The sequence below is a fragment of the Mucilaginibacter sp. OAE612 genome, from assembly GCF_041806395.1.
Classification (GTDB): domain Bacteria; phylum Bacteroidota; class Bacteroidia; order Sphingobacteriales; family Sphingobacteriaceae; genus Mucilaginibacter; species Mucilaginibacter rubeus.
In genome coordinates this window covers 4,771,767-4,790,506 of record NZ_JBGMUW010000001.1, presented here as the reverse complement: position 1 = coordinate 4,790,506, position 18,740 = coordinate 4,771,767, and the positions used below count along the sequence as shown (strand labels likewise).

Below are 18,740 nucleotides of genomic sequence, written 5' to 3'. Positions count from 1 at the left end.
TGCCGTTGTTGATGTCGTCGCCAGCAATGCCGAAAGAGTCAAAATGTGCTATTATCAGCGAAATCAACGTAATCAAAAATATCAACGGTCAAATTAAGTAACTTGCCATTCATAATTTAAATTGACCATGAACAAAAATCTACTTAAAAGCACCGGTTTGTTAGTGTTATTGACTGGTATCGGCATTAATGCCCGGGCGCAGCAATCAGCCGAAACAAAAGCATGGGTAGCCAAATCAAATGAGTATACCAAAATCATTATTGATCTGGATAAAAAATACTCGCCCGAATACGGATCATCACAAGGCCTGGCCGAGTATGACAGTGACATAGCTATACCAACCCTCCAAAACATCATGGCCGAACGCAAGGATGAAGAGGCCGTTGTCGCTAAACTTACCGAAGCCCTTAAGACTGAAAAAAATACTTTTATTCAACAGGATATCAATATCATTATAACCCACCTCAAACTGGGTTTTCGCCAGCAGGACTTTGAGTTGAGCCGTCAGGTCCCTTTTTTGAATGCGTCCTCAACCATTTACAGCGGACTGGAAACACTGCTTGACGATCAAACCCCCGAAGCCCGTCGCCAGGCAGCGGTAATGCGTATCCGTAAATATGCAGGACTGGAAAAAGGTTATAAACCATTGACAACCATTTACAGGGAACGCCTGCAGCACCAGATGGGCGGCAAAAACATGATCTATCCGTCAAAACAACGCATGGAAACCGATCTGTCACGCAATGCGAGTATCGTGAGCGGCATTGCCGAGCTTTGCACCAAATACAAGGTGACCGGCTGGGAACAACCTTATGCCACTTTGAAAAAACAGCTGGAAGATTATGACAAATGGGTAAAAGCAAACGTACTGGTAAAAGCCCGTACAGATTTCAGGCTCCCACCCGAAGAGTATGCTATGAACCTCGAAGCTTATGGTATAGATATTCCCCCTGCAAAGGTAGCAGAGATGGCCCATATGCTGTTTAAACAACTGCAGGATGAAATGCAACCTATTGCTGAACAGATAGCAAAAAAAAGGAACCTGCCATCAAGTGATTATCGTGCTGTGATCCGCGAACTAAAAAAAGAGCAGATTCATGGTGATTCTATTATTCCGCTGTACGAGCAGCATTTAAAAGATATTGAAGGCATCATTCGCGATCATCAACTGGTAACGCTGCCAAACCGCCCGGCTATTATCCGTTTAGCTACGGCCGCCGAAACTGCGCAGAGCCCGGCCCCCCACATGGTGCCACCACCATTTCTGAACAATACCGGCCAGCGTGGCGTATTTGTACTGCCATTAAACATGCCCGCATCACCCGGCGAAAAAGCTACAGACAAGTATGACGACTTTACTTTTGATGCCGCTTCATGGACCATCATAGCCCACGAAGCTAGGCCGGGCCACGAATTACAGTTTGATAAAATGGTAGAAGAAGGGGTATCGCAGGCACGCGCCCTGTACGCTTTTAACTCAACTAATGTGGAAGGCTGGGGCTTATATTCCGAATACATTACCCGCCCTTACATGCCTTTAGAAGGACAGTTGGTTTCGTTAGATTATCGCTTGCTCAGGGCCGCGCGCGCCTTCCTTGATCCTGAATTGCAGGCTGGTAAGATAACCCAGCAACAGGCGCTTGATGTATTGATGAACGATGTAGTACAATCACGTGCCTTTGCCCGCCAGGAAGTTGAGCGTTATACCATTAACGCTCCCGGCCAGGCCAATAGCTATTTTTATGGTTTTACCAAAATGATTGCCCTGCGCAAAGATACCGAGGCTGCATTAGGCAACAAATTCAACGCTTTGCATTTCCATGATTTCATCCTGTCGCAAGGGATCCTGCCGCCGGCATTGATCCGCGAGGCGGTAATGAATGATTTTGTGCCGAAGGAGAAGGCGTTGTAAGTTTTCTATAAAACGCAAAAAGCGGGATATTTTAAAATTATCCCGCTTTATTAGTTATTTACGATGTCGCGATAGAGCAGGGGGAGCAAGCGTGACAAAATAATGCAGCCCGTGATTCGGTCCGATTTGCAGGGCCAGTCGCTTAATAACAAAAGAACACAAGGGCGATGACGGTATCGATATGTATACCTTATTCCGTAAACACCCTATAATTAACATCCATTACGCTCCGGCTTTGCAGCTTTGATTTTAGCAGCTCAAGCAGCGTGGCCCATTCCGGTGCCGAAAGTTCATGATCGGCCGGGGTTATATAAATATCGGTTGTTTTAATAAAACCTTCTCTGGGATTGGCTGAGATACTTACCCCTTTGCTTACGCGGATGTTTTTCATTTTTGCTCCAAGCTCATATCTGCAGAAACTTGTTAGATCGGCAAGGGTAACTATGCGGTCTTTAGTGGTGAGGCCGTATTTATAGGCCTGGATCCGCTCGGAAGCTCCAAGGCTGTTTCGGCCGCCCGTGGTCGTGGTAAGGAGCCTTAAAGTATCCGGCTTAAGTTTAATGGCTTCCGCCTGTTGTAGCTTTGAGCCTTTGCGGATATTGTTGGCATTATCGGCAAGTGTTGTCCAAAAACTGAGGTATAACATGGCCGCTTTGTTTGCCGGTTTTAGTACCAGGTAATTTACCAGTTCATGATTATCTTTTGAACTTTTGGATTTTTTTTCGATAACGGAAATATTTTGCTCCAGTGTTTTTAGGGCCGTTGTTAAAAAGTCGCTTCCGTATGCGGCAAAGGCCGCTTTTTCGTCGCGAAGCAGCTCAAACAAATATTCGATGGTTTGCCGGGCGTTACGTGCATCAAAACGCTCGGCGCCACCGTTCCTGATGGAGTAACTGCCCTCATAATTAATACCGGCCTGGCTATACGGGATCTCGTTATACCGAACGTCATTGTCGTCATGCAGCTCATGGATCGATAAAAAATGATCATAAGCACCTGGTTTTATTGGGATGATATCGCTGATCTCCTTGATCCTGAATTTTTGTTGGTGAAGCCGCCTGCTCATTACCGGGAAACAGTTTAAATGTAACTGCAGTTCATCAATGGCATTTGCCGGGATTGCCGCCGGGAATACGATCTTGAACCACAGGCAGGGCTTAAGTGCTTTCAAATCCTGCTCGTTAAAAAACGACAGCAACTCAACCGGATAATTTGCTTTGAAGTCGGTAATATTGCTTAGCCGCTCATCGGTAAGCGAAATAAAATGATTGTTGTAATAGGTCCTGACGTCGCGGGTTATAAGGTTAATGATATGCTGATCATAAAAAACAGGTTTCTGATCGTCGGCTTGTTCATCAGCGTAAATGAGGCCAGGTTCAGTATCAAGCTGTGAACCATCCAGGTAAAATTTAGTTACCTGGAGCAGGCTGTAAAAATCGGTATTGCTGATGTAAACAGGCCAGTCGAAATAGATTCCTGCATTTTTAAAAGTATTCAATGCTACTGCTGTTTCAATGCCTATCCAAAGGGTGTTAGGTTCGCCAAAAGCACCGGTGCGGACGTTTAGCAATGTATTCTTCTGCCCATTTTCAATATGTTCCTGCAGCCTGCCCCCGTTGAAGCTGTATTTTATTTCTGCATTAAATACAGAGTTAGCACCTGCCGGTGTAAAGTAAATGTCCAGTTGGTCCGGGCTGGTTTTGCCAACCTCTGCTGCCAATTGTTTCCGGAAATAAAAATGATTGCCGATGTTCAATATTTCTGAAGCCTCGATGGGTTTACCTTTTAATATGGCATGGGCGGGGAGCGGGGCCGTTAAATAGTCGGAAGCCAGGATCCTGGATATTTTGTTCAGGATGCGATGCTCCAGGTTTTTAACATCATTGTTTAAGTTGAACAACTCGGTGCTTAGGGCTTCAATCAAAAGCTTTACCAGCGGATCAACATCATTTACGTTTTGAACGCCCCAAAACTCGGTAGCGTTCTTCAGCATGCGGTTCCTGATCTCTTCTTTTGAATTATAAAATATAGCGCTCATAGGTTTATGCTGATAGCGGGCTTAGGAATAAAGCAGTTTTGAACAAATATGTTTCGCCGGTTTTGTTCAATTTGCCTTTAATAGTAATATCTACTTTCTTTTTTATTTCGCTCACATTGCGCAAGGGGTAAAATTTGTTGATCTCGGTAATGTTCACGCTGATATCAATATCATAAATCCTATTTTCAAATTTGCTGATAGAGCGCAACAACGATTGCCTCAGCTTTTCTTTCCAAATAGTCTCACTCATAATGAGTTCAAAATCCATATCCCAAATCTCGCAGCCAAATTCGGGGTTGTAACGGTGCTCGCCAAAACGGGTAAAAATAATGAGTTCGATGTATTGCGATATAGACGCGCCAAGGTCTTGTTTATCAAGGTCCTGGCCATTATTGATATGGCTAAAACGGATCGGTTTTGAATAAAGCGGGTTTAGCATAAATGATATTATTGGATTTCGCTTATGTTAAATTTTAACTTTTTATAAACATTTATTTTCAAAAATAGTTGTAGATATGTTTTATTGGTTACAAATAGTTGATAAAGTGTTGATTTTTTGATAATTATTACACTATTGGTTAATTAATAAATAATGAGTTAAGTATTATAAATGCAGCTTTTTTAGCTGTAAATAAACCGAACCGATACTATAATATTAGATGAAACCTGTAAACAATAGCGACCTAAACCGGGCTTATCGCAAATTCATGATGTACCTTATTACATTACTGGGTTTGGCCATCATTATCGTTTACTTCTTTTTTGCAACCTCGGGCCGTGAGCTTGAATTATTAAATGACCGCGTTAAAAAAACAGATCAGCTGATAGCGCTCCGTACCGATATCAATAACAGCTTTGAATTGATCCTGCTGCGCATGCAGCAACTCTCGCAGTATGCAAAAATGAATTCGCAGGAGCTTAATAACCAAACGGTACTGCTCAATGATATCCAGGAGAGCAATCAGCATATCCGTGAGCGGCTGCAAAGTAACCCTTACCCGCTTAAAAGTTTTGAACTGTATAAAAAGCTCAGCAACGATATTGAAACCATTGCCAGCATCAAAGATTCGCTTTTTACCACACGTTTCCAGATCGAAAGCCTTCGCTCACAGTTAGAGTCATGCAGCCGGGTAAATAAATCGGCTATTAACCAGTTAAACCATCACTATCCGCATTAATAAGCCATATGTTAAAATTTAGTTTAAAAGAACGGAGAGAAAAATTCCTGTTTTTCATGGGGATGTTTTTAGTGACGTCGGTGATATTGTGCGTGGCTATATTTTATAATTATGGCAACGAAGGGTTAGTATCAAAAAACGAGTTTGCTAAAAAAGTAAACGAAGAAGAGCAGTTTGAAAGCCTTGTTACAGAAGCGTTACCAACCGTTGATACCACGTATCATAAAATAGTAAAGTTTAACCCCAACGTGCAGGCCGTTTTTTTGGAAAATGACATCAGCGGTTCAATAGGTGCTGTAAAATCATATTACAACCGCCGCCCTTATGACGCGCGGTATAAATGCTTTATCCACGCTTCAAAACTGTTGCAGGCTCTTTTTTATGATAAGCGCGAACTAACGGGCAATTATAACGATATCAGGAACATAAAAGGATCGGTTGATGACTGCCACATTGCACAGCGGCAATTGCAGCAAAACATGAGCATGGCCCGGTAAGCATCATCATACATCTACCATATATAACCTAAGCAAAATGAAAAACGATTACAACGACGGGAGGCCCGTCGATACTAACCGGAACACCTACACCTTTCTATACATTTTTACTGGTGTAGTTGTTATTGCCGGTATCATTTTCCTGCTGCGTAGTTCATTGTTTGAAAAGAGAGTGATCAACGCCCGTATCCTGAAGGACGAGATAGCCCTGAACGAGCACCTGGTTTACTCGGATAATACGGCTAATGCAAAAAGCTGGCTTTGGGAGTTCGGCAATGGCGATAAATCAATTCAACAAAACGGGAGCTACCGCTTTAAAAAAACAGGCGACTATATCATACGGCTTACAGTAGACGGCAATTTGACGCAGCAATTCCCGGTTAGCGTAAAAGATAGTACCCCAACCATAGCTGCCGATACCCTGATTACAATTAACGGCCCCACACAGGGAATTGTAAATGAACAGGTAAGGCTTGAGGCGCAGGGTAACGCCCGGATTTTTGAATGGTCATTTGGGGAAACCGGCCGGGTGGATGTTAAAGGACCAACTGCACTCTACACCTTTCATAACCCCGGTACCTATTTCATCAAACTGAGCACGGATAAAAGCAGGCGCCCGGTCTATCACCGCATGCGTATTACCAATCCCGATTCAACATTTGCCAACCAGATCGTAAACCCTGGTGAAAGTGAGCGCCGTGTAATCGATGATATCAGGGCACACCTGCAGGCCATAGCCAACGGCGGTGATTTTAACCGTCATTATTATTACCTGGTTAGGAGGTATTTCTGCGGAGATGAGAAAGTTACCGTAAACCTTGAAGATAACGGCGAAAGCAAACGGACTGATTTTTACTCCTACTGTATGCGGTTAACTTTTGGAGGTGGCATCAGTGTTGACGAAGCACAAGTTACCCTAAAGCCAAAATCAAACTGTTCAAGCATGCTTTCGGTAAGGCAGCATGCAACCACTGCCGCTCCCGAAAAGAGGCCCAGATAATCTATTTTAAAACCTATTTGCATCAACCAACATGAAAAATATATTAAGCTTCGTTTTTTTAACCTGTATAGTAATTGCGGCCCGGGCGCAATCGCCGGTATCGCTTGGCAAAACGGTGGTAACGCTACCCAAAGCTTTTGAAAAACCTGATGAGCGTACCAGCATTTACAATACCGACGACCGTACTTCCCTGCCATGGATCGTATTTTCGGACAGGGCCGAAAATTATACATATACCTCGCCGGGCGGAACGCTGGTAATGAAAAAAATAAGTTTCATGGAGCCTTTTTATGTAAGTGAACAAAAAAACGGTTTTATAAAACTGATTAAGTACCAGGCAGGCATGGTACAGGGTAAAAAGCTTACCAATAAAAAAGGCTCGCAAAGTTACGGATGGATCAGCATTTCAAAGGTGTTGCCCTGGCAGTCGGCTTTTACCAGCACAAATGGTTATCCCGAAAAATATATCACCATTATAAGTGGTGCCGGCCCGCTTACTATGCCCGATTATTATTATGACAAAACTGATTCGGCATACATTTTTGCCGGGCCCGATCAAAGCCAGAAAAAAACCAAAGTGGCCCTGCACAATGTAGTTTATGTATACAAAAAATCTGACGACGGAAAAAAAGTATTGGTAGGGTCCGATCCGCAGTTGATTGCCGATAATGCAGCTGGCAGTGTTTATGGCTGGATAGCCGCCGACGCCGTTCATAGCTGGGGCGATAGGCTATATATCGGGTCGGCAAGGGAAAACCAGCCATTGATCAATGATTCTATTGCAAGGTATATCAACAGTTCCCTGAAAACCAATAATAGCAAGGGAGGTACGGGCTATTTTGCTTTTGATCCCTTACTGGCCGATAATGCTCCCTTGTTATTGAGCATGCCTGTAAGCTCATCTGCTTCGGGTAATCTTAGCCTCGGCTTCGCAACCGATGTTTATGATAAAAGCCATAACAGTGTGCTTAATATCAAAGGCGGGCATTTAGCATATAAGGATTATCTCAAGATCCGCAGCAATGTTCACCACGTTAACATTGTGTTTGTGGTTGATGGCGGCAGCCCTATGCGCAATTATTTTTCGGGTATTACCAGCACTATTCAATCATTTGAAGATATTTTTGATGCGCATGCCAGGGGTAACCAGGTTAGATATGGGGCTGTAGTTTACCGTAACGCGTCCGGCTGTCAAACCGGGGGCATCCAGTCAACCCCGCTTAACGCCGATTATCGTAACCTGGTAAAATACCTCGAATCACAGTCAACAGTAACAGGTAACTGTGCCCCGGTGATAAGTTCCCAACCTGTTTTTGATGGTATCCGCACGGGCTTAAGCCTTTTTGGCAATCATCCCGACGAAACCAACCTGGTCATCCTGATTGGTGCCACCGGTGCTTTAGATCGTAATTCGGTAGGGGTTAATACGGTGGCCAGTCAGATAGCGGCCGCCAACGCCCGCTTGTTAGCTATCCAGGTATTTAGCGATTACAACCCTATCTACAATGATTTTGTAATCCAGGCAAGACAAATTGTATCACAATCTGCGGTAAAGCTGGCCGATTATAAAAAACAGCGCATGGTGAATGGAGAAGGCCTTACCAACGTGCAGCAATTCAATACATCACTGTCCGATTCGGTTTCTTTTTACCTCGATTATCCCAAAAAGAGCCTGATCCAGGGCGCTGTGGTGTTTCCGCCCAAGAGAGTGGTAAAATCAAACCAGGCCATGAGTTTGGCAGTTGAACGCCTGATGCGCGAAACAGATTATGATATCCGTAACCAGATCCATACGCTCGACAGCGCATTCAGGCTTACCGGGCGCGAAAACCGTTATGTACAGCCGCTGGTTATGCAGCAGCAGGGGCAGCCATCAACCGATTTGGGAAACAATATGCCGCATAATGCTTTCAAATATTACCTCAGCGCCGAAGCACCCAGGAACCTGGTAAACGAAAGCAAGGGGCAGCTGCAATATCTGCTGATATTGAACGAGCAGGATTATAAGCAGCTGACAGATCTGCTGTCGCTCATGATAGGCGAAAACCTGCAGCGGGACGCGTCCGATTACCGCTCAAAGCTGGTTGATAATTATGTTGACATCGCTGCGAAGCATTTAGGGCTTAACTTATCTGGCGGTGATATTAAAGACATGACCCTGGCCGATTATTTTCTGCGGGTTACCAGTTTACCCTTACCCGGCAAAAAAGATTTCTATAATAAAAAGGTGAATGATCTTAAACACAACGATGATATGCCGCAGGCACAGTTTGAGGAATATATCCACTATTTGATCCATAGCAGTGATGTTATTAAACAGGCTGCTATTACCAACCAACACTTTACGTCAAACGGCAAAACCTATTATTATATAACCCAGGCTAACCTGCAATAGCATATGAATATAGTTAATTTAAGCGAGTCGGTGAAAACGGCGGTGCGGGTAGCGCAGTCATTAGCCAAAGAATATCACCATAAGGAATTCGGTCCGGCGCACCTTTTAAAAGGCTTGATGTACCAGGAAGTGGGGTTGAAGAACCTGCTTCAATCCATCGGGAAGGACACGGCTTACATAAGCGATTGGGCCGAAGTGCGCATTGAAGATTATTCGGCCGCGTTAACCGTGCCCGACGAAATGTTAGGTAACAGCCAGGTAAAGCAGGTATTTGAAGAAGCCGATAATGTGCGCATAAAATTAGGCCAGGATTTGATTACGCCCGTTTGTGTGTTGATTGCGTTAATAAAGCCCAATGTGGGTTTTGATGCTAACCAGCTAAAATCCTTCCCGGTAAAAGAACGCGAGTTACTGGATATTTATTTGAGTAATGAGGATGTTAACCATGCGGTAAATCCCTCTGCGCAGGCCACAAACGGCAGCGATGCACTCAAACAAACAACAGCATTACTCAAATACTGTGTAGACCGCACAAGCCTGGCCAAACAGGGTAAGGTAGATCCTATCATAGGCCGGGAGCGCGAAACACGGATGGTGATGGAGATCCTGAGCCGGCGCACCAAGCCCAATGTGATGATCACCGGCGATGCGGGCGTTGGCAAAACAGCCCTGGTTGACGGGTTCGCGCTTAGCATTGTAAACGGACAGGTACCGGCGTCGCTTAAGAATGTACAGCTTTTTGAACTTGATCTGGGTTCATTGATCGCGGGGGCATCTTACAAAGGAGAAATTGAAGACAGGTTAAAAAACATCCTGCGCGAGATAAAGCAGTTTGAAAAAGCGATCCTGTTCATTGATGAGATCCATACCCTGCTCGATAATAAAGGGCCGATAGGCGGCGGTGTTGGTAACCTGCTGAAACCGGAGCTTGCCCGCGGCGAAATAACGGTGATTGGTGCCACTACTATCGACGAATACCGCAAAGTGATTGAGCCCGAACAGGCATTTAGCCGCCGGTTTGAGGTGCTGCAGGTAAATGAGCCCGATACGCCTACAGCTATAAAAATGCTTAAAAAACTGGTGCCCCAATATGAGGAGCACCACAACTTAAAGATAGATGATAATACTGCAGAAGAATGCGTAAGACTGGCGCAGCGCTACATGAAAGACCGTCGCCTGCCCGACTCTGCCTTCGACCTGCTCGACCGTACCATGGCTGCTATCCGTTTAATGAACGATACCACCGATACTGCCCTTTCCGAACTCCGCACCGAACTGAACGAATTAAAAGCACTGAATGATGCGGGTGATTTGATCGGAGCGTACAAATGGCTTTACACCGTGTATCGCAATAAAATAAGCGCGGTGTTGTTAGGTCAGCTGGAAGATGAAACCCAGGTTGATACTTTTGAAACGCCTGATGAATACATCGCTTACTTTGAACGCAATTTGAGCCGGCTTGAGGAATTGGCTCAAAATAAAACCGAGGTAGTAGATAAACATGATATTGCCGCTATTATCTCCTATAAAACAGGCATTCCCTTAGGCAAGATCCAGGCACAAGAGAAAGAAAGGCTTTTAGGCATGGAAGGCTTCCTGAAAAAACGGGTTGTTGGGCAGGACCAGGCGTTGAAAGCCGTTTCTGATGCCATACTCGAATCGCGGAGCGGACTGAACAAAAAAGGGCAGCCCATCGGCTCATTCTTTTTGCTTGGCCCAACAGGCACCGGTAAAACGGAGCTGGCCAAATCAATAGCCGAGTTTTTATTTAATGACGAAAAAGCGATGATCCGCTTTGATATGTCGGAGTTTAAGGAGGAGCATTCGGCCGCATTGCTGTATGGCGCGCCGCCGGGCTATGTGGGGTATGAAGAGGGCGGCTTGCTCGTAAACAAAATAAGGCAGCAACCTTATTCGGTTGTGCTGTTTGATGAAATTGAAAAGGCACACCCATCGGTATTTGATATCTTTTTACAGATCCTGGATGAAGGGCATATGCACGACAGGCTGGGCAAGCAAGGCGATTTTTCAAACGCGCTGGTGCTATTTACCTCAAACATTGGCAGCGAGTGGGTATCTGAGCAAATTAGCCGGGGGCATATGCCTACATCAAACCAATTGATGGAAGTGATGGCCAATAAGTTCAGGCCGGAGTTTTTGGCGCGGTTATCAGAAATTGTACCCTTTGCACCTATACATGAAGAAAATGTAGTACGCATCTTTGAGATCCAGCTCAAAAGCCTTATACAGGCGCTTGATAAAATGGGCATAAACATGCAGTTAAGTGCCGAAGCCAAAAATATGCTGGCTTTAAGCGGTTTTACACCCAAATATGGTGCACGGCAGCTATCGGCGGTGATCCGTAACCAATTGCGCAGGCCAATATCACGCTATATTATTTCAGGCGAACTGAAAAAAGGTAATACTATCGCCATAGATAAAAAAAGCGATGATACTGAATTATTGTGGAGCATTAGTTAAGTAATTTAACTGAAATACATACTGTTAAAAACAATTTTATAGTTATTGCATTATAACATAAACACTTTCATACTTATCATTTATTAAATAAAGCTATGTTTAATTACGAAATAGGGGGAAACGAAACAAAAGTTGATTCCTCAGAAGCATTTGGTGAGATAGCTCCCAATAAAACTTTGTTTATTCAAAAATTAACTGATAATGAGCCGCTGAGACCGGAGAAGGTTGAAGGACTTAAAAATGTTGAAGAGGTTTTTGCTCATTACAAGCCAAAAGTAAGCGTTGAGCTTGAAAGAGAAAACGGATCAAATGTTACTGAAACCCTGCACTTTAATAATCTTGGCGATTTTGCCCCAAAAAACCTGGTACAACAAAGCAAATACCTGCATAAACTTAATATTCAGCGCGAGATGTACCTCAATATCATGAAGCAGCTGAAAACCAACAAAACGCTGAAGTCAACCCTTGATAACGCCGAAACCAAACAGGCCTTTATTGAGGCGTTAAAAAATATAGTAACCGAGCTTGACCAATAATTAGCTAATCCTAAACATTTAACAACACGATCATGGCAACACCAAACGAGCAGATCCTGAATGAAAATTCAACAGACCAGGCTCTTAAAATAAAAGAAAGAAGCGGCGCGGCACCTCTATCAACCAGTTTAGATAAACTATCAAAAGTTGGTGGTTTTGATTTGCTGGAAGCTACTATTGATGGCCTTCAAAACCTGAACCCCGAACGCAAGGCCCGTAAACAGATCTTTTTAACTGATGATGAGAAGAAAGGGGAGCGCGAAGAACTTAAGCTGAAGCTTAATCAATGGATAGAAGCTTTGGAAAGCGGCGAATCAGTTAGCGATACTATTCAGAAAAGCGCCGAAAAACTGCAAAGCGTTGAAGAAAACCTGAACAAAAATTTACTCAATGTATTGGAAAGCACCCGCGAGCTTGAACAGGCTTACCGCACAGTGCATTTGTTTTATAAAAACACCGAACAGGATAAGCTGAAGAATGTGGTATTAATGAATGCCACGATCGATCAGTTGAAAGAGCTTGATAATCCGCGCTTTATTGAATATGCTGCAAATGAACTCAAGCAAAATTATGACAGGCTGGATCTTCGTCAAAATTATTCAATCCTGGTTGTACCCGGCTACCTTGGCTCAAACAAGGTAGTTGAACGCTGGTCAAAAATAGCCTATGATAATAAAGTAATGCTGGTGACCGATTTTGCGGATCTTGAACAACCGGATGATGTGATAGACCTGTTTACATCAGCCAATTTAACCGGCGGCGATGCCTTTAAATCAAACACCATCATGACTTGTAACTGGCTGGTAGGCCGCGGCAAAGTTGCCGAAGCGGGTGAAGAGGATGACTTATATATCCCGGGCTCTGCAGCATTGGCGGGTAAAATGTATTATACGCTGATGTCGCAGGTTACCGCCGGTAAAAAACACGGAGCGGTTAACGAGGTGGATGGTGTACGCTTTGACCTTAAAAAGAGCGAGATCTCGCACCTGGAGCGCATTGGCCTGGTACCTATGGTGAATGAGTACGGCAAGGTAATGGCATTCTCGGCCAAAACTTTGTTTAACGGCGATAATATCGGTTTGCAAACCTATTCGGTAGTGAGGGTATTTGATTATATCACCAAAGTATTATTCGACTTTTTGAACCGCCGAGCTTTTGAAAACTGGACTTCAAAAACAGAGCAGGACCTGCGCTCGCAAATTGTGAAGTTTTTGGATAACATCCAGGGGCCCGACAGGCTTATCGAACGCTTTAAAATAATCAGGTTTGAGCGCGATGAACAGCAAAAGGACCGCATTCACCTTGATATTAATATCACGCCATATTTTCCCGCTAAAAGCTTTGTGGTAAAGCTTGACGGGCAAAAAGGTGAGGATGCAAGCCCAACCTGGAACAGCGAATATAAACAGCAGTAATATCGCGGTACACAACGTTGTGAAGTGGTAATGAATCCCTTTTAAAATAAGGAAGCACCTACTGGAGCGATATCGGATATGTGCAAAACAATATATTGGCTCCGTAGGTGCCTCCTGTTAGGAGGTGGGTTTTAAAAGCGATATTCAACCGTTAAACCAGCGCTGTGTGCATTTTAGGTTAATTTAACCGAAGGCCTAACTTTATTTATTGTTAAATATGGTTTATGTTTGCATTGATGAGGCAGCTATTGATCATTAATGCAGATATAGATAAAACACCAACAACAGCGGCATTGATCAATGCCTATAAAGACGGGGCCCAGGCCGCCGAAGCTGTAGTAAAAGAGATAGCCATCGCCGATCTTAAATTTAATCCCAACAAGCAATTCACGCTAAGCAATAACGAGCCCGAACCCGACCTGGTGCAAGCTGTAAACGCGATAAAATGGGCATCGCATGTGGTTATATTTTGCCCGGTTTATAAAGATTCGATCAACTCAAAAATTAAAGGTTTTTTTGATCGCGTTTTTATGCCCGACCAGGTTTTTATCAGCGGCTCGTCGGTTAATTTCAATGGCCGGTCAGGACGTGTGGTTTCTATATTGGATGAAGCTGCCTGGCAGGACTGGCAGGTTGATATGAAGCCAACCTATCTGGCAGTAAAAAAACTAACCCTCGAAAAGCGCGGCATCAAGCCTGTGCATACCAGTACCATCGGGCATCTCTATAACCTCGATAATGAGTACAGTAAAAAGTGGATTCAAAAATTATATTCTTTTGGGTTAAAACTTATTTAAATAAATATTTAATATTTTCTCAAAACAATAAATTAATTACATTGTAGTTATTAAAGTAATGCGCAAAGCATCTACTTTAAATTATTAACCTCTTAAAATTTATCATTATGGCTTTCAAAGCAAGATTAAATTTTTCGGGCAAGGACTACGATGTGCTCACTTGCTCCTATGCATTAAACCGCGATGTAGACTCAAAAGGACGCCCGTCCTCAGGTATTTACGGCGGTACTATCGATATCGAGATCGAGTCGACTGAAGACACCTCCATTATCGAATCAATGGTTAACAACCAGTACAAACCGATTGCCGGAACTTTGCTGATCAAAAAATCTGAGGAAGACGCTAAAATGAAAGAGTTGTCTTTTGAAGATGGCTACATCGTGAAGTATTCTGAAGGTATCGACATTACAGGCGCAACTCCAATGAGTTTGAAGTTTGTGATCTCGGCCCGCAAGTTGAAACTGGGAAGCGCCGAGCACGTGAACGATTGGCCAGGTAAAAACTAAGCCCGGCCGATTTTGTTATCTGTTTGTGCCGAAGGGGCACTTAATTTATTTATCTACTTAAAACTTTATTGATCATGGCTTTCAAAGCAAGAATTAGTTTAGGATCGAAAGAATTCGATGTGCTGCAATGCAGCTATTCATTAAACAGGGACGTTGATTCAAAAGGCCGTCCGTCATCAGGTGTATATGGTGGTACTATCCAGGTTGAGGTTGAATCAACCGAAGATACTTCGGTTATCGAATCAATGGTGAACAGTCAGTACAAACCAATCCACGGCACTATTACCTTCAAAAAATCTGAAGAAGATGCCAAAATGAAGGAGCTTAATTTTGAGGATGGTTACATCATTCAATATAACGAGGGGATATCGATTATCGGTAACAACCCAATGTCGTTAAGCTTTGTGATATCGGCGCGTAAGCTGAAAATAGGCAACGCCGAGCACGAAAACGACTGGCCTAAATAATATATCAGTACAATTGATTTGTACTGTCTTTTAAAAAGATACGGAGGAGATAGTAACATATTTTCCTCCGTGTTCTTTTTACAGCTTTTGTTTAGGTTCAGTTATAAACCTTATGAAAAGAAAGAAGAGAATAATAAACCCAGCCTTACCCACTACAAAGAAAAAGGTGAAAAAATCGTCGGTTCCAACCCCCATGGAATACGTGCAGCTTTTTAATACCTGTGTTATTAAAAAGGAAAAAATTGCTGCTGTCGATAAGATCATCGATGAAAAGGTAACCGTAAACCGCCCCCGTTACGAAAGTATTTCAAACCTGGTACGCCTTGGTACTAATGCGCCGTCGGCTGCCGGAAATAAAAATCTTTTCGCATCGGTGTATACCCCTTTTTTTGATCGTTATAACACCACACCGCTATCATTAAACCCAACGGCGGCTAATGCCAAACCCGAAAGTGTTTTGGATCTGATGATCAAACCGCAAATGACAACCGGCCTTTTGGGAGGTAATTTTTTTGATACCGGGAGGTTTACTCCAAACGATCCGTTCACGTTTATGAACCTTTTTGGCGGCGGCGGAGCTATCCCCTGGTATTTTATTGCCTGCGTACATTATATGGAGTGTTCGTTCAGTTTCAAAAAACACCTGCACAACGGCGATCCGCTTACCGGTTATACGGTACAGGTGCCCGCCAATCGCCCAAAGGTAGGTCATGGCCCTCCGTTTACTTTTGAGGAGAGTGCTGTTGATGCTATTAAACTGATGAAGTATGATAAGGTAACCAATTGGAGCCTGCCGTTTATTTTGCAAAAGCTGGAGGGATATAATGGTTTCGGTTATAACAAAAAGGGCATTCACACGCCTTACCTCTGGAGTTTTTCGAACCAGTATGTCAAGGGCAAATATGTCAAAGACGGTGTTTTTGATGCCGAAGCGGTATCCCAGCAAATGGGCGCGGCAGTTATCCTTAAACGCATGGAAGACAGGGCACTGATCAGTATTCCCAGAAATTAACCAATGAAAAGGATCGTTAAATATATGGTATTATTACTGCTTGCTACCGGGTTGGCAGGTTCGGCCGTGGGCTGCAGTGGTAACCCTAAAGCCCCGGTTGCTGATACTGTCAAAACCATAGCTAAGTCGGCCTCCCGAACCGTACATAAGTCGGCCCTTACCGACGAGCAGTTGTTCCGAGCCTGCCTGAAACAGTTTAAAGCCGCTGCCCTGCAAAAAAACAAAAAACAACTGGCCGCCATGTTTTACTTCCCGCTGCAAACAGCACCCCAATGGTCGAACGAAGATTTACGATCTGCTACGGTTAACCCTGCTGAGGGACTGGTGAGCGGGGCAGAATATCCGCAGTACGAGCCTACTATATTGAGTGCTGACGCGCTTCGTCTTATACCCAAAAGTACCGAAGACGATCTGTCGGAAATTGACGCTGCTACCGACGAAAATTATTATAAAGTTATTGCAAAAGTTACAGATAAAGGTAGTAAGCTTTACGAGTTGCAGCAACAATATGAGCAAAAAAATGGTAAGGAAACATCGTACGGGTTTGTTTTTGGCAAGGTTAACGGGCAATATAAAATTATAAGTTACTACAGCCCATGGCCTGTTAAAGGTTAATGGATTTTATAGCCGAATTATGGAAAAGAAACTAAAAGTAGATATCAATATTGAAGGTACCCAGATCACCCATTTCTCTACCTTTAACCTTGACCAGCGTTTTAATGAGCACCATACTTTTCAGCTCAGGTTTAACCATGATATGGTTGAAGAGTACAACGCTGTTACGCTCGAAAACTCAAAGGACTTTATTGGTAAAAACATTACCGTGCAATTTGGCACAGCTGATAGCGGCGAAAATAAATTTAGCGGTATTGTTACCAAGGTAGAGCTTTCGCAAAGCCATGGGTTTCATGGTGATATCCTGGTGAGCGGCTTTAGTCCGACCATCCTGATTGACCGGGGTCCCGATCTCGGCTCGTATCTTAACAAAAGCCTGAGCAGCATTATTCAGTTAGCTACCCAGGATGCACCGGCAAATGATCTGAACCTCAACATCAAACCAACCAATACTTCGCCCATTGATTATATCATTCAATATCGTGAAAGTGATTTTGAGTTTATCAACCGTCTTTCGGCCGAGTATTACGAATGGTTTTATTACGATGGTGCTAAACTAAATTTCGGTAAGCCCGATAAGCTGGAGGAGGTTGCTCTTATTTACGGTCGTGATCTGCACAGCCTGCAATATGCAATGCAGATAGCCCCCTTAAAGCATAACAAGTTTGCTTACAACCCCAAGCAGGATGAACTGCTTTCGTCAGAGCCGCAAGGCTCTTCGGGCAGCACGCCGGATCTTTCGCATGCCATCAGCGCGTCAAACAAAGTTTTCAGCAAAGTTTATAATGAACCATTGGCTGTTAGGGTAAATAACAAAAAAGAAATAGATGATTTTGTTAATAACCAGCAAAAAGCGCTGATATCCGAATTGCTTACCATTGTAGGCAATGGTGACAACCCTATGGTGGGCCTGGGCAAAATACTTAATGTAAGCATGAGTGTAAGGGGTACAGGGGCTTTTGAATTACAGGATTTTGGCAAGTTCCTGGTTACTGCTGTTTATCACCAGATCGACGGTGTTGGCCATTACCAAAATACGTTTGAAGGCGTTACTGCCGATACGGAGCGTATCCCGGTTGCTGAAGCCGAAAAGCCAAACCCGGATATGCAGCTGGCCGATGTTACCGACAACGCCGACCCGGATGGGCATGGCCGCGTTAAAGTAAAATTTAAATGGCAATGTACCGCGAATGATGTTACCGAGTGGCTCAGGGTAGTTTCTCCTGACGCAGGCAGCTCGGATAAAGTAAGCAAGAACCGCGGCTTTGTTTTTATCCCCGAAGTTGGCGACCAGGTGCTGGTAGCATTTGAGGAGGGTAATATTGCCCGCCCGGTTATTATTGGCAGCATGTTTAGTGGTAAAACAGGCACAGGCGGCAGTCAAACCAATAAAACCAAAGCGCTTACTACCCGAAGCGGTAACACCGTGATACTGGACGATAGCAATGGCAGCATTAACGTTAAAGATCCCAGCGGTAACGTGGTAACCCTTAATGGCGACGGTACGGTAACCATTTATGCGCCAAACACCTTAACGCTGGTATCAAAAGATATTAACATTAATGCGGGCAATAGCATTAACATAACATCATCGCCGGCCAAAGAAGGCGGGGGTGACGGTGTTATCAATGTTACAGCCAAAAAATCGATAGCGGTAGCGGCGCAGGATGAAGGTATTACTACAAATGCGAAAAAAGATATTGCCTTTACCAGCGAAACCGAAAGCATCAAACTTTCTGCATCAGCCAAAGACATCACTTTTGATGCGGCGGCCGGCAAACTTTCATCAAGCAGCAAATCGGCCGAGATCAGCTCGACCGACAAAATGCATCTCAATGGCGGCAGCCTTGCGCATATTATAGCAGGCGATGTTGAAATTAACCAATCATGA

At 43.9% G+C, this 18,740-nt stretch carries 16 protein-coding genes; 14 read left to right on the top strand and 2 right to left on the bottom strand.

Annotation, left to right across the window (positions count from 1 at the left end):
• Positions 1 to 127: 127 nt before the first annotated feature.
• Positions 128 to 1,912, top strand: a complete 1,785-nt coding sequence (locus ABID99_RS19720; protein WP_373614868.1) for a DUF885 domain-containing protein — start codon at positions 128 to 130, stop codon at positions 1,910 to 1,912.
• Between the two features lie 190 nt (positions 1,913 to 2,102).
• Here ABID99_RS19720 and ABID99_RS19715 read toward each other — a convergent pair whose 3' ends face one another.
• Both ABID99_RS19715 and ABID99_RS19710 read right to left on the bottom strand, forming a co-directional pair.
• Positions 2,103 to 3,950 carry a type VI secretion system baseplate subunit TssF gene (locus ABID99_RS19715; RefSeq protein ID WP_090531705.1) on the bottom strand — a complete coding sequence of 616 codons (1,848 nt, stop codon included), beginning with the start codon at positions 3,948 to 3,950 and terminating at the stop codon, positions 2,103 to 2,105.
• Between the two features lie 4 nt (positions 3,951 to 3,954).
• Complete coding sequence (locus ABID99_RS19710; RefSeq protein ID WP_373614867.1) at positions 3,955 to 4,389, bottom strand: GPW/gp25 family protein; 435 nt, start codon at positions 4,387 to 4,389, stop codon at positions 3,955 to 3,957.
• Positions 4,390 to 4,609: 220 nt separating this feature from the next.
• On the opposite strand from ABID99_RS19710, the gene ABID99_RS19705 reads away from it, so the two are divergent.
• From ABID99_RS19705 to ABID99_RS19645, 13 genes are all read left to right on the top strand, one after another.
• Entirely contained in the window at positions 4,610 to 5,128 is a 519-nt protein-coding gene (locus ABID99_RS19705; RefSeq protein ID WP_090531702.1) for a type VI secretion system TssO, read from the top strand.
• Between the two features lie 8 nt (positions 5,129 to 5,136).
• The gene (locus ABID99_RS19700; RefSeq protein WP_373614865.1) at positions 5,137 to 5,625 is read left to right on the top strand and encodes a type VI secretion system transmembrane protein TssO; all 489 of its coding nucleotides are present in this window, start codon (positions 5,137 to 5,139) and stop codon (positions 5,623 to 5,625) included.
• Between the two features lie 37 nt (positions 5,626 to 5,662).
• On the top strand, positions 5,663 to 6,625 hold the full coding sequence (locus tag ABID99_RS19695) for a PKD domain-containing protein (RefSeq protein WP_090531699.1): 963 nt from the start codon (positions 5,663 to 5,665) through the stop codon (positions 6,623 to 6,625).
• 31 nt (positions 6,626 to 6,656) lie between these two features.
• The gene (gene tssR, locus ABID99_RS19690; protein WP_090531697.1) at positions 6,657 to 9,020 is read left to right on the top strand and encodes a type VI secretion system protein TssR domain-containing protein; all 2,364 of its coding nucleotides are present in this window, start codon (positions 6,657 to 6,659) and stop codon (positions 9,018 to 9,020) included.
• A 3-nt stretch (positions 9,021 to 9,023) separates the two neighbouring features.
• The gene (locus ABID99_RS19685) at positions 9,024 to 11,501 is read left to right on the top strand and encodes an ATP-dependent Clp protease ATP-binding subunit (protein WP_373614864.1); all 2,478 of its coding nucleotides are present in this window, start codon (positions 9,024 to 9,026) and stop codon (positions 11,499 to 11,501) included.
• A gap of 95 nt (positions 11,502 to 11,596) precedes the next feature.
• Positions 11,597 to 12,037, top strand: a complete 441-nt coding sequence (locus ABID99_RS19680) for a type VI secretion system contractile sheath small subunit (protein ID WP_188832938.1) — start codon at positions 11,597 to 11,599, stop codon at positions 12,035 to 12,037.
• Positions 12,038 to 12,069: 32 nt separating this feature from the next.
• Positions 12,070 to 13,452 carry a DUF5458 family protein gene (locus ABID99_RS19675; protein ID WP_176622928.1) on the top strand — a complete coding sequence of 461 codons (1,383 nt, stop codon included), beginning with the start codon at positions 12,070 to 12,072 and terminating at the stop codon, positions 13,450 to 13,452.
• Between the two features lie 224 nt (positions 13,453 to 13,676).
• Entirely contained in the window at positions 13,677 to 14,249 is a 573-nt protein-coding gene (locus ABID99_RS19670) for an NAD(P)H-dependent oxidoreductase (protein WP_090531690.1), read from the top strand.
• Between the two features lie 107 nt (positions 14,250 to 14,356).
• The gene (gene tssD, locus ABID99_RS19665; RefSeq protein ID WP_090531688.1) at positions 14,357 to 14,755 is read left to right on the top strand and encodes a type VI secretion system tube protein TssD; all 399 of its coding nucleotides are present in this window, start codon (positions 14,357 to 14,359) and stop codon (positions 14,753 to 14,755) included.
• A gap of 74 nt (positions 14,756 to 14,829) precedes the next feature.
• A complete protein-coding gene (gene tssD, locus ABID99_RS19660) occupies positions 14,830 to 15,222 on the top strand; it encodes a type VI secretion system tube protein TssD (RefSeq protein WP_090531686.1) in 393 nt (130 codons plus the stop codon).
• Positions 15,223 to 15,334: 112 nt separating this feature from the next.
• Entirely contained in the window at positions 15,335 to 16,234 is a 900-nt protein-coding gene (locus tag ABID99_RS19655; protein WP_090531684.1) for a hypothetical protein, read from the top strand.
• 3 nt (positions 16,235 to 16,237) lie between these two features.
• Positions 16,238 to 16,849 (top strand): hypothetical protein, encoded by a 612-nt coding sequence (locus tag ABID99_RS19650; RefSeq protein WP_373614863.1) that lies wholly within the window; start codon positions 16,238 to 16,240, stop codon positions 16,847 to 16,849.
• Positions 16,850 to 16,868: 19 nt separating this feature from the next.
• Positions 16,869 to 18,740 carry a type VI secretion system Vgr family protein gene (locus tag ABID99_RS19645; RefSeq protein ID WP_373614862.1) on the top strand — a complete coding sequence of 624 codons (1,872 nt, stop codon included), beginning with the start codon at positions 16,869 to 16,871 and terminating at the stop codon, positions 18,738 to 18,740.